This window comes from Aquabacter sp. (assembly GCF_965279295.1).
Classification (GTDB): Bacteria; Pseudomonadota; Alphaproteobacteria; order Rhizobiales; family Xanthobacteraceae; genus Aquabacter.
Genome location: NZ_CBDIHQ010000016.1, coordinates 327,995 through 342,049, shown reverse-complemented (window position 1 = coordinate 342,049; position 14,055 = coordinate 327,995). Strand labels below are relative to the sequence as shown.

14 protein-coding genes and 1 tRNA gene are annotated in these 14,055 nt (G+C 64.9%); 4 read left to right on the top strand and 11 right to left on the bottom strand.

The annotated features are described in order from the left end of the window. Window positions 1–4: 4 nt before the first annotated feature. From ADADO0_RS14000 to urtA, 8 genes are all read right to left on the bottom strand, one after another. A complete protein-coding gene (locus ADADO0_RS14000) occupies window positions 5–358 on the bottom strand; it encodes a GFA family protein (RefSeq protein WP_511305760.1) in 354 nt (117 codons plus the stop codon). Beyond that, window positions 358–978 carry an urease subunit gamma gene (locus ADADO0_RS13995; protein WP_511305759.1) on the bottom strand — a complete coding sequence of 207 codons (621 nt, stop codon included), beginning with the start codon at window positions 976–978 and terminating at the stop codon, window positions 358–360. Before ADADO0_RS13995 ends, ADADO0_RS14000 begins: the two co-directional genes overlap by 1 nt. Window positions 979–1,004: 26 nt before the next feature. Continuing rightward, window positions 1,005–1,844, bottom strand: coding sequence for an urease accessory protein UreD (locus ADADO0_RS13990; RefSeq protein ID WP_511305758.1), 840 nt, complete (start codon window positions 1,842–1,844; stop codon window positions 1,005–1,007). Next, window positions 1,819–2,514 (bottom strand): urea ABC transporter ATP-binding subunit UrtE, encoded by a 696-nt coding sequence (gene urtE / locus ADADO0_RS13985; protein ID WP_511305757.1) that lies wholly within the window; start codon window positions 2,512–2,514, stop codon window positions 1,819–1,821. Before urtE ends, ADADO0_RS13990 begins: the two co-directional genes overlap by 26 nt. A gap of 187 nt (window positions 2,515–2,701) precedes the next feature. Beyond that, window positions 2,702–3,472, bottom strand: a complete 771-nt coding sequence (gene urtD, locus ADADO0_RS13980; RefSeq protein WP_511305756.1) for an urea ABC transporter ATP-binding protein UrtD — start codon at window positions 3,470–3,472, stop codon at window positions 2,702–2,704. Window positions 3,473–3,477: 5 nt separating this feature from the next. Then, entirely contained in the window at window positions 3,478–4,605 is a 1,128-nt protein-coding gene (gene urtC / locus ADADO0_RS13975) for an urea ABC transporter permease subunit UrtC (RefSeq protein WP_511305755.1), read from the bottom strand. Then, complete coding sequence (gene urtB, locus ADADO0_RS13970; protein WP_511305754.1) at window positions 4,602–6,239, bottom strand: urea ABC transporter permease subunit UrtB; 1,638 nt, start codon at window positions 6,237–6,239, stop codon at window positions 4,602–4,604. Before urtB ends, urtC begins: the two co-directional genes overlap by 4 nt. A gap of 121 nt (window positions 6,240–6,360) precedes the next feature. After that, window positions 6,361–7,653 carry an urea ABC transporter substrate-binding protein gene (gene urtA / locus ADADO0_RS13965; protein ID WP_511305913.1) on the bottom strand — a complete coding sequence of 431 codons (1,293 nt, stop codon included), beginning with the start codon at window positions 7,651–7,653 and terminating at the stop codon, window positions 6,361–6,363. A gap of 473 nt (window positions 7,654–8,126) precedes the next feature. On the opposite strand from urtA, the gene ADADO0_RS13960 reads away from it, so the two are divergent. Next, window positions 8,127–8,768, top strand: a complete 642-nt coding sequence (locus tag ADADO0_RS13960; protein WP_511305753.1) for a carbonic anhydrase — start codon at window positions 8,127–8,129, stop codon at window positions 8,766–8,768. 22 nt (window positions 8,769–8,790) lie between these two features. Here the strand turns inward: ADADO0_RS13960 and ADADO0_RS13955 are convergent, their stop codons facing one another. Next, a complete protein-coding gene (locus tag ADADO0_RS13955) occupies window positions 8,791–9,042 on the bottom strand; it encodes a hypothetical protein (RefSeq protein WP_511305752.1) in 252 nt (83 codons plus the stop codon). A 169-nt stretch (window positions 9,043–9,211) separates the two neighbouring features. Between ADADO0_RS13955 and ADADO0_RS13950 the strand changes: the two genes are divergently transcribed. The 3 genes from ADADO0_RS13950 (at window position 9,212) to ADADO0_RS13940 (ending at window position 12,366) form a co-directional block, all read left to right on the top strand. Then, window positions 9,212–10,570: an HdeD family acid-resistance protein gene (locus tag ADADO0_RS13950; RefSeq protein WP_511305751.1), complete on the top strand. Its 1,359-nt coding sequence runs from the start codon at window positions 9,212–9,214 to the stop codon at window positions 10,568–10,570. After that, a complete protein-coding gene (locus tag ADADO0_RS13945) occupies window positions 10,567–11,715 on the top strand; it encodes an MFS transporter (RefSeq protein ID WP_511305750.1) in 1,149 nt (382 codons plus the stop codon). The genes ADADO0_RS13950 and ADADO0_RS13945 overlap by 4 nt, the downstream gene beginning before the upstream one ends. 138 nt (window positions 11,716–11,853) lie before the next feature. Beyond that, window positions 11,854–12,366 (top strand): hypothetical protein, encoded by a 513-nt coding sequence (locus tag ADADO0_RS13940; protein WP_511305749.1) that lies wholly within the window; start codon window positions 11,854–11,856, stop codon window positions 12,364–12,366. Between the two features lie 104 nt (window positions 12,367–12,470). On the opposite strand, the gene ADADO0_RS13935 is transcribed toward ADADO0_RS13940, so the two are convergent. Together ADADO0_RS13935 and ADADO0_RS13930 are read right to left on the bottom strand one after the other, a co-directional pair. Then, entirely contained in the window at window positions 12,471–13,517 is a 1,047-nt protein-coding gene (locus ADADO0_RS13935; protein ID WP_511305748.1) for an FUSC family protein, read from the bottom strand. Between the two features lie 341 nt (window positions 13,518–13,858). Next, a tRNA-Pro gene (locus ADADO0_RS13930) sits at window positions 13,859–13,935 on the bottom strand. Window positions 13,936–14,055 lie beyond the last annotated feature (120 nt).

The following is a 14,055-nucleotide window of genomic DNA, read 5'->3' as shown; positions in this document are numbered from 1 at the left end:
GTCCTCACGCGCTCGCGCCGTCATAAGGTGTGGGTGTGAGGCTCGCCGGGTCGACGCCGTCGAGGCAGCGCACGTTGATCGCGGCCGTTGCCGTCCCGTCCGGCGCCGTGGCGAAGGCGAACGGCTCGATGCCGCAGACCTTGCAGAACTGATGGCGAATGACGTTCTTGTTGAAGCGATATTCGCTCAACGCCTCGCTGCCCTTATCCAGCCGGAACGCCGTCTCGGGCGCGAACGCGAGAATACTGCCGAGCTTGCCACAGCGCGAGCAATTGCAGGTGACGGTGTGGCCGAGATCAAGGTCCACCTCGAACCGCACGGCACCGCACTGGCATCCGCCGAAATAATGCTGAGCCATCACAAACGTCCCATCACATCGCCACGGAAGCCGTAGACCTCACGCTTGCCGCCGAACGGCACCAAGGTGACCTCGCGGGTCGAGCCAGGCTCGAACCGCACGGCGGTGCCGGCGGTGATGTCGAGGCGCATGCCGCGCGTCTTGGCGCGGTCGAAGGCAAGCGCCGGGTTGGTCTCGAAGAAATGGTAGTGGCTACCCACCTGGATTGGCCGGTCGCCGGTGTTGGCGACGCTCACCGTCACCCGCTCGGCGCCCGCGTTGAAGTGAATGTCGCCCTCGCGCGTGACGATCTCACCCGGCACGTCGTCGGAGGCGGCGCCGCGAATGGGGTGGTGCACCGTCACCAGCTTGGTGCCGTCGGGAAAGGTCGCCTCCACCTGGATGTCGTGGATCATCTCGGCGATGCCCTCCATCACCTGCGCGGTGGTGAGGACATGGGCGCCGGCCTCCATCAGTTCCGCCACCGTGCGCCCGTCGCGGGCCCCCTCGACGACGAAGTCGGTGATGAGGGCGATGGCCTCGGGATAATTGAGCTTCACGCCACGCGCCAGGCGCTTGCGCGCCACCTCGGCGGCCATGGCGATGAGCAGCTTGTCCTTTTCGCGCGGCGTGAGCAGCACGGCGTCCTCCTAAAAAATCCTGAGACTTAAGAACCCCAGACGCGGGGCAATGGCGTGCCCCGAAAGCCTATGAGAAACGACCCGGCGTCGCGCCGCAATGTTTCAATGTCGCGCGCCAGCCAGCGCACGGCGAGAATGCCGTTCCAGGCGCTCGCCCCCGCTTCGCAATCCGCGTGCGCGATCAACTCCCGCGCCTGCTCCAGCCGCGCCTCGGCGTCGGGGGCGACATACAGGCAGGTGGCAAGCGCCGCATGCCCGCCGGCGATGGCCGGCCGCGCCAGCAGCGCGGAGATCGGCCCCGATATCCGCAGGGCATCGGCGAACACCAGGGCGCCGTCACGGCGCAGCCGCCATTGATCGCTCAGATGGCCCGTCGCCATCGCCTCGCCATGGGCCGCGCGGCCGAACATGACGGCCTCGTAGGAGAGGAAACGCGCGGAGCCGGACAGGTCCACCTCGTAGCGGCGCGCCAGGCGCGCGCTGTCGAACAGGATGGTTTCCTGCGGCAGCCAATGCAGGCTCGCCCCCTCGCCGAGGGTGAGGCGCACCGAAATCTGCGCCAGCGGCCCGTCGGAGCGATAGACTTTTTCCGCCGCGGGCGTGGTCACGAGCACGCTTGCCCCTGCCCCCGCCTCCGCCGCGATTGAAAACACATCGCCGCAAGCGACGCCCCCGGCGGTGTTGACCAGCACGGCCTCCAAAGCAGCACCATCGGTGCGCGGCAGGCGGGCGCGCAGCGCGCCGCTTTCGGCAAGCTCCGACAGATGGGTGCGCCCGCGCGCGCCGTCCGCCTTCAGCCGAACCTGTCCCTCGCTGCGCTGGCGCGCCGGGGCCGGCTTTTCAGATGGCCATAAGGCGGCGGACATCATCCCCATCGAGCCCGCTCCGGTCTCCACTTGCAGCCACCTCGCCCCGCTCCATCAGAATGAAACGGTCCGCCAACTCCTTGGCGAAGTCGAAATACTGCTCCACCAGGATGATCGCCATATCGCCCTTGTCGCGCAAATAGGAGATGGCCCGGCCGATATCCTTGATGATGGAGGGCTGGATGCCCTCGGTCGGCTCGTCCAGCACCAGCAGGGTTGGCCGCGTCACCAACGCCCGGCCGATGGCGAGCTGCTGCTGCTGGCCGCCGGAGAGATCGCCGCCGCGCCGGCCCATCATGGATTTCAGCACCGGGAACAGCTCGAAAATCTCGTCCGGCACGTATTTGTCCTTGCTCGCAAGGCGCGCGAAGCCGGTTTCCAGGTTTTCCTTCACGGTGAGCAGCGGGAACACCTCGCGGCCCTGCGGCACGAAGCCGATGCCGAGTGCAGCGCGCTCCGGCGTCGGCAGGCGGGTGATGTCGCGGCCGTTGAACGTGATCGTCCCGCCCGCGATGGCGCGCTGGCCGACGATGGCCCGAAGCAGCGAGGTCTTGCCCACGCCGTTGCGGCCGAGCACGCACGTCACCTGCCCCGGAACCGCCTCGACCGACACCTTCCGCAGCGTGTGGGCGGCGCCGTAATAGAGATCGAGATTTTCGACCTTCAGCATGGGTGGCCTCCGTTCCGCAAACCAAGCTCCCTCCCCCGTTGAGGGGGAGGGTGGGGGTGGGGGGTATCGTGCCGCGCGAACCACCGCCGTCGAATTGAGTGGAGAGACACCGCCCACCCTGCCCTCCCCCTCAAGGGGGGAGGGAAATCGCCGCGGGAGGCGGTGCAGGATTTGAATTCAATCATCCTCACCTCCCCAGATAGACTTCAATGACACGCTCGTTGGAGCTGACTTGGTCCAGCGAGCCCTCGGCCAGCACCGAGCCCTCGTGCAGCACCGTCACCTTCACGTCGAGGTCGCGGACGAACTGCATGTCGTGCTCCACCACCACCACCGAGCGGGTCTTCGCGATGTCGCGCAGCAGGTCCGCGGTGTCGGCGGTCTCCTGGTCGGTCATGCCGGCGGCCGGCTCGTCCACCAGCAGCAGGCGCGGTTCCTGCGCCAGCAGCATGCCGATCTCCAGCCATTGCTTCTGGCCGTGGGAGAGTTCCGCCGCCTTGCGCTTGCGGTGGTCGGTCATGCGGATGCGCTCGAGCAGGGCCTCGATGCGCTCCTTCTCATAGGCGGTGCGGCGCCAATAGATGTTCGCGAAGGCGCGCCGGTCTTCCTTCAGCGCCAGCAGCAGATTGTCCTCCACCGTGTGCATGTCGAACACGGTGGGGGTCTGGAATTTGCGGCCGATGCCCAATTGGGCGATCGAGGCTTCGTCCATCTTGGTGAGATCGTGGACGCCTGCGAACATGATTTCGCCCTTGGTGGGGCGGGTCTTGCCGGTGATGACGTCCATCATGGTGGTCTTGCCGGCGCCGTTTGGGCCGATGATGGCCCGCATCTCGGCCTCCTCGATGGTCAGCGAGAGGGCGTTGAGCGCCCTGAAGCCGTCGAACACCACCGAGACGTTGTCGAGATAAAGCAGCGATTGGGTCAGTGTCTGGGTGTGAGGCTGGCTGGCTTCCATCGTCCTCACTCCGCTGGCTTGGCGGCGGGGACCGCGCTGGTTTCGCGCTTGCGGCGCTTGGCGGTGATGCTGCCCCAGAGGCCGAGCACGCCGCGCGGCAGGAACAGCGTCACCAGCACGAACAAGGCGCCCAGAGCAAACAGCCACGCCTCGGGCATCAGGCCGGTGAACCAGGTCTTGCCGGCATTGACGATCAGCGCGCCGAGCGCCGCGCCCACCAGCGTGCCGCGCCCGCCGACCGCCACCCAAATCACCATTTCAATGGAGTTGGCGGGAGAGAATTCGCCGGGGTTGATGATGCCCACCTGCGGCACGTAGAGCGCGCCTGCGACACCCGCCAGCATGGCCGAGACCACCCAGCAGAGCAGCTTGTAGTTCTCCACCCGGTAGCCGAGGAACCGCGTGCGGCTCTCCGCGTCGCGCACCGCCACCAGCACCTTGCCGTATTTGGAAGTGACCAGACCACGGCAAACAAGATAGCCGAACGCCAGTGCAATCGCCGAGGCCGCGAACAGCGCCGCGCGGGTGCCGCCGGCCGATATGGAAAAGCCGAGGATGTCTTTGAAGTCGGTGAGGCCGTTATTCCCGCCAAAGCCCATGTCATTGCGGAAAAAGGCCAGCAGGAGGGCGAAGGTCATCGCCTGGGTGATGATGGAGAGGTAGACGCCCGTCACCCGTGAGCGGAAGGCGAACCAGCCGAACACGAACGCCAGGGCCGCCGGCACCAGCAGCACCATGATCATGGCGAACGGGAACCAGTCGAACCCCCACCAGAACCAGGGCAGTTCCTTGTAGTTCAGGAACACCATGAAATCCGGCAGGGTGGGGTTGCCGTAGACGCCGCGCGCGCCGATCTGGCGCATCAGATACATGCCCATGGCATAGCCGCCGAGCGCGAAGAAGGCGCCGTGGCCGAGCGAGAGCACGCCGCAATAGCCCCACACGAGGTCCACCGCGACGGCCAGCAGCGCATAGCAAAGGTATTTGCCGAGCAGCGGCACCAGATAGTCCGAGATGTGGAAGGCGCTGCCGGCGGGAACCATGAGATTGGCGACCGGCACGAGCACCGCCGCGCCGAGAACCAGGACGAGGAAGATCGTGCCCGGACGATCGATGAGGCCGAGACCCTTCATGCTTCCACCGCCCGGCCCTTAAGCGCGAACATGCCGCGCGGGCGCTTCTGAATGAACAGGATGATCAGCACGAGGATCACGATCTTGCCGAGCACCGCGCCCGCGAAGGGTTCAAGCAGCTTGTTGGCGATGCCGAGCCCGAAGGCCGCGACCAGCGTGCCCCAGAGGTTTCCGACGCCGCCGAACACCACCACCATGAAGCTGTCGATGATGTAGCCCTGGCCGAGGTTCGGGCTCACATTGTCGATCTGCGAGAGCGCCACCCCGGCGATGCCGGCGATGCCGGAGCCGAGGCCGAACGTGAGCGCATCGATGCGGCCGGTGCGGATGCCCATGGCCCCCGCCATGCGGCGGTTCTGCGTCACTGCCCGGACATAAAGGCCGAGCGACGTGCGCCGCAGAACCGTCAGCAGGGCGAAGAACACCACCAGCGAGAACACGATGATCCACAGGCGGTTGTAGGTGATGGCGAGATGCCCGAGGTCGAACGAGCCGGACATCCATGAGGGCGCGCCCACCTCCTTGTTGGTGGGCCCGAACACGGTGCGCACCGCCTGCTGGAGGATCAGCGATATTCCCCAGGTCGCCAGCAGCGTCTCCAGCGGACGGCCGTAGAGGAAGCGGATCACCGTGCGCTCAATGATGATGCCGACGATGCCGGTGAAGAGGAAGGCCAGCGGCAGGGCGATGGTGAGCGACCAGTCGAACAGGAAGGGCGCGCTGTTCCGGATGAACTCCTGCACCACGTAGGTGGTGTAGGCGCCGAGCATCACCATCTCGCCGTGGGCCATGTTGATGACCCCCATGACGCCGAAGGTGATGGCAAGGCCGATCGCGGCCAGGAGCAGCACTGAGCCCAGCGAGAGGCCGTACCAGACATTCTGGGCGATGCCCCACATTTCGAGCGAGCGCTGGATCGTGGCGATGCCATCGGCGGCAGCGGCCTTCACGGCAGCCGGGCTGTCGGCCGGCAGGCCGGCGAGGACCGCGAGCGCGTCCTGGTCGCCGCGCGCGGCGATAAGGCGGACGGCGGACACCCGCTCCGGCTCGGACACCGCGCTGCTGCTGATGATGATGGCGGCACGGGCCTGCACCATCGCGGTCTTCACGCTGGCGACGGTTTCCTTGGCGATGGCGGCATTCAGGGTCGGCAGCGCCGTGGCGTCACGCGACTTGAAGACCGCAGCCGCCGCTTCCAGGCGCTTCTGCGGATTGGGGCTCAGCAGCGCGAGCGCGCCGGCGGCGGCATCCACCGCGCGGCGCACGCGATTGTTGAGGCGCACCGGCTTGAGACCGGCGGGGGGCGTGGCCACCACGACGCCGGTGGCGGCGTCGGTGGTCGCTCCTGCGACGGTCTTCAGGAACACCGCCTTGCTGACGGGATCAAACAGCAGCCGGCCATCGCGGATCGCGTCGACAATGGCCGGCGCCTGGGGATTGGTGCTGAGCGAAAGCGCGCCTAGCGCCGCTTCCGTGTCGCCGTAGCTGTCGGTTCCAAGCTGGGCGAGAGGGGTTGAAAGATTGTCGGAGGCCGTCTGCGCCGATGCCGGTGCGAGAACAAGGGCCGGGGAGAGGGCCAACGCCATCCATGTCAACAGAAGGATGGCGGCACGCCTCAGGCTTTGCATCATCATGTCGGTCTGCAATCCCGCCGCTGCCGAGAGGATGGCCGCGCGTGCGCGACCAGATGACCTCCGAGGAGAAGATATGGCTCGAAAATGAGAGGCCCGCCGCTTGTGGCGGCGGGCCTTCAGATCACTTGGTGGCTGCGCCGAGGCAGGTCTTCTTGACCGAGTCGTAGTTGCCGCAATTGAGCTGGACCCAATCGGCGACCAGATCCTTGGAGCCTTCAAGCTGCTTGGACCAGGCTTCGCCGGGGATCAGCCCTTCCGTCTTCCACACCACGTTGAACTGGCCGTTGTCCTCGATCTCGCCGATGAAGACAGGCTTGGTGATGTGGTGGTTCGGGAGCATCTCTGAGATACCGCCGGTCAGGTTCGGCTGCTTCGTGCCGGGCAGAGCCGCAATCACCTTGTCGGTGTCCGTGGTGCCGGCCTTGGTGACCGCCTGGACCCACATGTTGAAGCCGATATAGGAGGCTTCCATGGGATCGTTGGTGACGGCCTTCGGGTTCTTCATGAAGGTCTGCCACTGCTTGATGAACGCGTCGTTCTCAGGCGTCTTGATCGACATGAAGTAGTTCCACGCCGCCAGATGGCCGACGAGGGGCTTCGTGTCCATGCCGGCCAGCTCTTCTTCGCCGACCGAGAAGGCGACGACGGGGATGTCGGTGGCCTTGATGCCCTGGTTCGCCAGTTCCTTATAGAATGGCACGTTGGCGTCGCCGTTGATGGTGGAGACCACGGCGGTCTTCTTGCCGGCGGAGCCGAATTTCTTGATGTCGGCGACGATGGTCTGCCAATCGGACTGACCGAACGGCGTGTAATTGATCATGATGTCCTCGGACTTCACGCCCTTGGACTTCAGATAGGCTTCGAGAATCTTGTTGGTGGTGCGGGGATAGACATAGTCGGTGCCCGCGAGCACCCAACGCTGAACCTTCTCTTCCTTGGCGAGGTAGTCCACCGCAGGGATCGCCTGCTGGTTGGGCGCGGCGCCGGTGTAGAATACGTTCCGCTCGCTCTCCTCGCCCTCATACTGGACCGGGTAGAACAGGATCGAGTTCAGCTCCTTGAACACCGGCAGAACCGACTTGCGGCTCACCGAGGTCCAGCAGCCGAACACGGCCGAGACCTTGTCCTTGGTGATCAGCTCGCGCGCCTTTTCGGCGAACAGCGGCCAGTTGGAGGCCGGATCGACCACGACGGCTTCCAGCTTCTTGCCGAGGAGGCCGCCCTTCTTGTTCTGCTCTTCGATGAGCATGAGCATCACGTTCTTCAGCGTGGTCTCGCTGATGGCCATGGTGCCTGAAAGTGAGTGCAGGATACCTACCTTGATCGTTTCCTGCGCCGACGCAGTTCCGATAGTTCCCGCGACAGTCGCAACAGCCGCCAATGCCCCTAAACCCTTGGCGGCCCGTCCCAGCATACCGAGCATGCGCTCTCTCCGTGTTCGTCGGCTGGCTTCGGGCCAGCGCCACAACACAGCAAACAGCATGCCACGGCCAAGCAGGCGGGAGGAAGAACCGGAGACGGTGCGGCGCAATAAGAAACGACAATGCCAGCGGCATACAATTTCTGATGAATGGCTAATTGATAATCTTTCGCCTATAAATTAGGCGAAAACGGCGAACGCGCATATTTTGCCCGCCCGCCGCTCATGACGTAACGTCAAAGAACATTGAAAAGGTACAGCAGGACGATGACTGAAAAAGGCACGCCCAAGAGCCACATAACCAAGCCACGCATTGTAAACTCCTCTCGTGAGTATTTCCTGCGCTGACAACGCGGCACGGGCTTTGGCGTTCCGAAAGCCACCGAACTCCATGATGTTGCGGCGCAACGATCTTGACCGCGACCGCCGCGCAGCCTTCACTAGCACTCTGTTCTCTGGGGCCCGACATGGATGACCTGATTGCCGGCTACCGGCGCTTCCGCGAAGTGGCATGGCCTGAACATAAGGCGCTGTTCGAGCGTCTCGCGGCGCGTGGGCAGAAGCCCGAGACGTTCGTGGTCGCCTGCTCGGACAGCCGGGTCGATCCGCAATTGATCTTCAATGCCGGGCCCGGCGAACTGTTCGTGGCGCGAAACGTCGCCAATCTGGTGCCGCCGTATCAGCCGGATTCGAATTATCACGGCACCAGCGCGGCGCTGGAATTCGCGGTGCGGGTGCTGAAGGTAAAGAAGATCGTGGTGCTGGGGCATGCCCAGTGCGGCGGCGTCAACGCGCTACTCTCCGGCGCCCCTCCCGGCGCACGCGACTTCGTCGGCCCGTGGATCGAGATCGCAGAACCTGCCCGCCGCGCGACGCAAGAGGCGGACCTGCCGCCGGAGGAGCGCCAGCGTTTCTGCGAACACTGCTGCGTGCGTCTTTCGGTGGATAATCTCTCCACCTTTCCCTGGGTCGCCGAACGGGTGGAGGACGGCTCCCTCGCGGTTCACGGCGCCTATTTCGGCGTTGCCACGGGCCGGCTGGAACTGCTCGGGGAAGACCAGCAGTTCCACGCCGTCGATGCGCCCGGCCCAAGCTGGCCGAATCCTTAGAGGACGCGCGGCCGCCTTTGGGCTAGTGGCTGGAGACGAACCGCAACAGCGCGCCGTATCCACCCTCCCCTTCGCCGATCGGCTCGTGCTCGCGCGCCTCGTCGGAGGCGGCCTGGGCGAGTTCCCGTGCCGAGATATTGAACCCGCGGCTTTCCAGGAAATTGATCGCATCTTCAGTGCTGGCGAAACTTGAAATGGCCTCGGCCAGAACCTCGCTCAGCGCGGTATTGCCGGATGCGTCCGCCTTCAGCCGCTCGATGTCCTCGGTGCTCATTCCGCGCTCCTTTTTGCTTAAATGCGTAGCTTTAACGGAGTGCGGCAAAGGCGGTTCCCCTCGCACCGCCCCATGGCTTGGCCCTGAAGACGGCTTGCGATAGGAAGGGGCGGGGTATCGGACGGGATTTCGCTGGGAGACGCGAGACCTGGAACGGGCGAGGATCGCGTTGGGTCAACTTGCATTCCTGCTCATCGGTTCTGAATCGCTGCGCCGCAGGTGGTTCGTCATGGCGGCGCTTGGCGCGGCCCTGGTGATCCTGGGCGTCCTGATCATCTGCGACGCCATGGACGGCGTCACCGTTGTCACCACGCAGGTGTTCGGGCTGGTGTTCCTGCTTCAGGGCATTTTCGCCCTGCTCTCCCTGCTCACCTATTCCCCGGATATCGGCCGCTACCTAAGCTTGGCGCGCGGCCTCATGCTCATCATCATTGCCTGCCTGATCCTGGATTTTCCCTGGAGGAACAATCTCGCGGTGACCGCCCTGTTCGCGTTCGCCTTCATCCTGGACGGCGTCCTGCGCATCCTCACCGCCAATGCCCTGCGCTATTCCGCGTGGAAGGCGGTGGTGGCCTTCGCGCTCTGTGAGTTCGTGATCGCCGCGCTGATCATCACCGACTGGCCGATCCCGCGTGAGAAGAACATTCCGTTCTGCGTCAGCCTCAGCCTCCTGTTCTCCGGCTGGGTGCTCCTGCGCATGAGCCTCCTGCTGAAGAATTTGGAGCCGGAGGTCGCCCTCCTCGCGCTGCCCATGTTCGGGCAGCGCGCCTGGTACGACAACGCCCCGGTACTCGTCGGCCTGGAAGATGAAGGCAAGCCGGAAAACCCCATGACCGTGCGGGTCTGGACCCCGGTGGGATCGGCGGACATCGCCCGACGGCGGCTCATTCTCGATCGCTACATCGCGGCGGTGGACCGCAACGGCGTCATCTCCACCGGCCACGCCGCTTTGGAAGCCCTGCCGGACATCTACATCAGCCATTATCCCGCGGTAGAGATCGACCGAAGCTCCGGCGACTTCATGGCAATGTTCAAGGCGACCAAAGAGAACGACTTCCAGGGCCGTTTCCAACCCTCCTACAAGGTGGAATCGGAAGGCTGGTGCGACTCCGACTCCAATGTCGTCTTCCACAATTACAGTTATCGGCGGCTGCGCGCCTTCTGGGCCGGCTACCACCAGGAAAACACCTACAATCTCACCAACCGGAACTGCTCGGTGGCGGTCGCGTCCGCGCTGGATGCCGCGCTGGAAGGTTCGCTTGCCACCAAATATCCCTGGTTCCGCCTGTTCAGCCTGCTGATCAACCCCGACCTCTGGGTCGCCGTCATGCTGCGCCAGCGCGCGGAAACCATGACCTGGACGCCCGGCTACGCGCTTGATTATGCCCGCGCCATGCATCGGCTGGTCGAGCCGGTCGAGGTGTCCTGGGGCAAGCGGCTGCGCGATGCGCTCCGGCATTTCCATCGCGCCCAGAAGGGCATCGACCCCCACGCCGCTCCCACGCCAGACAGGGAAACCGCCTCGTGACTGTCGACAGCCCTGCCCCCTCGCACCTGCTCTCGCGCGGGGCGGTAATCGCGACTGCTATGATGTTCGGGCTGACCTACAGCCTGAGCGCCGCGCTGATCGCGCTGGATCTCGCCCAACTCGGCATGAGCGAGATGGTCATCGGCGCCAACGCGGCGATGCATGCCATCGGCATCCTCGCCACCGCAATGGTTCTGCCCCGCATCGTCGCTCTGTTCGGCCCCCGCAAGCTGGTGCTCGCCGCCCTGGGGCTGGCCGCCGTGACGCTGATGGGCTTTCCGCTGGTGCCGTACATCTGGCTCTGGTTCCCGCTGCGCTTCATCCTCGGCGTCGCATCCGAGACGCTGTTCGTGATCTCGGAAACCTGGATCAACAGCCTGAGCACGGAATCAACCCGCGCCCGGGCCATGGCGAGCTACACGGCCGCCCTTTCGGTCGGGTTCGCTATGGGCCCGCTGATCCTCTCCGTGACCGGAACGGACGGCGCCCTGCCCTATGCCATCGGCGCCGGGCTGGCCCTGTTTTCCGCCTTGTTCGTGGCCTCGCCCAAGGTGGTGGCGCCGGTGTTCGAGGCGCCGCACCATTCCAATCCGATCCACTACATGCGGCTCGCCCCGCTGGCGCTCTCGGCGACCCTGCTCAACGCGGGCCTGGAAGCAGCCGGCCTGTCCTTCCTCGCCATCTATGCCGTCAATGTCGGCTGGAGCGAGATGGACGCCACCCGCCTCATCACCTGCATGATGGTGGGCGCGATCCTGCTCCAGCTTCCCATCGGCTGGCTGGGCGACAAGATGGACCGGCGCCGGCTGGTGATCATTTTGGCGGTCATCGCCACCCTCGGGGCTGTGCTCTGGCCGCTGACCATGGGGCACGAGTGGGCGGCCTATGCGCTGCTGTTCGTGTGGGGCGGCTCGTTCGTGGGCGTCGCCACCATCATGCTCACCGTGGTGGGCAGCCGCTTCAAGGGCGGCGAACTGGTGGGCATTTACGCCGTGATGGGGCTGGTGTGGGGCGGCGGCGCCCTGATCGGCCCGCTCGCCGCCGGCGTTGCCATGCAAGCCTTCACGCACGGGCTTGCGTATGTCGCAGCAATCGCCTGCGGCGGGTTCGCTCTCGCGGCGATTTTCTTGAAGCGCGATACATGACGATAGGGCAGATGAAGCCGGCTTATATTCGTAAGTAAGACTGATGTTAAATTACTGTAATACTTCTGTTCGCACATTCACTTCCCGCCAGCCTCTGCTATTGTACCTCTCGTCGAAAGACATAGTTGGGAGGTTCTGATGAAATCTTGGTTGAGTGCCGCCATCGTCGCAGCAACGCTTGCCGTTGCGGCGCCTGCCATGGCCGATACCGCCGGCACGATGGTGACCATACCTGGAGCGAACTGGCTGTTCGTCCAGGCGGCGGATTCCGCGACAATCGACGGCTCGAAGTTGGTTCTGAAGGGTGTCGCTCCCCAGACCATCATGTTCGCGGACCGTCCGGAGCGCATGACCGGCGACACCACAACGGCCGGCTTCGTGAAGATGTGGAACGAAGGCAAGGACAGCTTCCAGAAGGACCCGCCGAACGCCACCCTCGCGGTGACGACGCCGGACGGCAAGTCTTCGACCTCCGTGATCGAGATCAGCGATCCGGTGGTGTCGGGTGATACGCTCACCTACACCATCAAGGTGCTGAGCGAGGAGAAGCCCGCTTCCGGTACTTCGGCGACCCTGTTCATCGACTGGTGGGTCGCGGGTCCCGGCCGGTGCTGGCGCGGCCCCTACGGCGGCCTGCACTGCAACTACTGAGTCTCTGCTGTTTTGAATGCCCCGCTCCCTCACCGGAGCGGGGTTTTCTTTGTGGCCAGAGGAGCCCCCGGCAATGGCCCTTAGAGGCCAGCGGTGGCACAGGACTAAGGCGGCGCTTTCTCCGCCCCGTCACTTTGCCGGCCTCCATGCGGGCGCGCATAGCGCCGCCAGGCGGCTTCGGTGATCACCACGGCAAGCAGCCCGAAGGCGCCGCCGATCAGCACATTGATCACCCGCTCCTCGGCGATACCGCTCGAACCGCCCGCGAAGGCCGCTGCGAGCGCGATCAGGAAGCAGCGCGATCCGAAGCCTACGACGTATCGGGTGAAGGCGATCAGGGTCAGAATGGCCCCCAGAACCGCCAGAGAATAGCCGATCCGGCTTTCCGGTAGGGCGAGCCCGATCAGAAGGCCCAGCGGCGCGCCGACGATCGCCCCGATGGCCCTGAGCTTCAGTTTGCCGGTGGAGGCGGACAGATCGCCCACCACCACGCTCGCCGCCGACCAGATGACCCATTGGCCTTGCGCCAGTTCGAGGCCCTCCGCCAGGGCCGCGGCGGCGAACACCGCGAGGGCCGTCGCGCTGGCCGGAAGCCGCCAGTCGGGGACCGGGGACCCCAATTTCTGCGCGGAAAGTCTGCCGCCCCTGCCGTCAAAAGCCTGCACCGCACACACCAGAAGAAGTGCGGCCGGCGAATAGGCGAAGATGAATTGGGCGTGGCGCATGGCCTCGGCGCCGCTCACGCCCTCGTGGACTTCGCAGGCGAGATAGAGGGCGGGAATGAACACCCAATTGCCCAGGCTTCGCAAAGCGGCGCCATAACGCGTCACCGCCACCGCGAGAAAAGCCGCAAGCGCGACCAGCACGACAAAAAGAAGCTTGATGGGAAAGGCGAAGAACAGCAGCGCGAAAGTGGCGAGGATGGCCAGGAAATGGATCGCCACCGCTCCTGGACGAAGCCGGAGCTTCAGCGCGGGAATGAGAAGGGAAACGGCGATAAGACCCAGATTGATCAGCGCCAGATCGCGCAGCAGAAGATAGGCAACGACCACGGGCCCGACGACGACGAGCCCCCGCAGCAATTCCCGGCTGTTCACCTCTTGACTGAGGAAGCGCCGCAGCCGCGCCGTATCAGAAACCGACAGGTTCACAGGCGCTTTTCCACAGGACAAGCGCCAAGCGGCGCTTCACGCCAGCGCCCGGCGGAAACGTTGAGTCCGGTTCGGCCGATGTGCGAATCGCAAATGAAATCCGGCGCGGGGGATGGGATCGTCATCTGGGCACCCAAACTATCAGGCGTCGTGCGAATGGGGCGGAAAGCGCAAGCGTAGCATAGCGCCGAGGGGGGCGTTTGCATTGCCCGCGCACGCCACACGCCACAGCGCGGTGCGGGTATTCGCTGGCGCGTCAACGCGGCCTGCCGCGCGTACACTCTGAATTTATGCGGGGTATTTTCAGGGCGTTCCTGTCGGGAGCAGGAAGGAATTGATCTTGGTCGGAGTGGCAGGATTTGAACCTGCGACCCCCACGTCCCGAACGTGGTGCGCTACCGGACTGCGCTACACTCCGAACTAAGGCGCGAGCCTCTAGCATGCGTCGCGGGAGGGTGGCAAGGCCGATCTGCTGCGGCATCGCTTGAACGCCCTTCGCCCGCGTGTCATACGGAGCCCGCCCGGACAGGGACGATGA

Excerpts from the sequence above, each read along its gene's own strand:
- ADADO0_RS14000 (WP_511305760.1), bottom strand. The coding sequence starts at position 358 with ATGGCTCAGCATTATTTCGGCGGATGCCAGTGCGGTGCCGTGCGGTTC.
- ADADO0_RS13990 (WP_511305758.1), bottom strand. The coding sequence starts at position 1,844 with ATGTCCGCCGCCTTATGGCCATCTGAAAAGCCGGCCCCGGCGCGCCAG.
- urtE (WP_511305757.1), bottom strand. The coding sequence starts at position 2,514 with ATGCTGAAGGTCGAAAATCTCGATCTCTATTACGGCGCCGCCCACACG.
- urtD (WP_511305756.1), bottom strand. The coding sequence starts at position 3,472 with ATGGAAGCCAGCCAGCCTCACACCCAGACACTGACCCAATCGCTGCTT.
- urtC (WP_511305755.1), bottom strand. The coding sequence starts at position 4,605 with ATGAAGGGTCTCGGCCTCATCGATCGTCCGGGCACGATCTTCCTCGTC.
- urtB (WP_511305754.1), bottom strand. The coding sequence starts at position 6,239 with ATGATGATGCAAAGCCTGAGGCGTGCCGCCATCCTTCTGTTGACATGG.
- urtA (WP_511305913.1), bottom strand. The coding sequence starts at position 7,653 with ATGCTGGGACGGGCCGCCAAGGGTTTAGGGGCATTGGCGGCTGTTGCG.
- ADADO0_RS13960 (WP_511305753.1), top strand. The coding sequence starts at position 8,127 with ATGGATGACCTGATTGCCGGCTACCGGCGCTTCCGCGAAGTGGCATGG.
- ADADO0_RS13955 (WP_511305752.1), bottom strand. The coding sequence starts at position 9,042 with ATGAGCACCGAGGACATCGAGCGGCTGAAGGCGGACGCATCCGGCAAT.
- ADADO0_RS13940 (WP_511305749.1), top strand. The coding sequence starts at position 11,854 with ATGAAATCTTGGTTGAGTGCCGCCATCGTCGCAGCAACGCTTGCCGTT.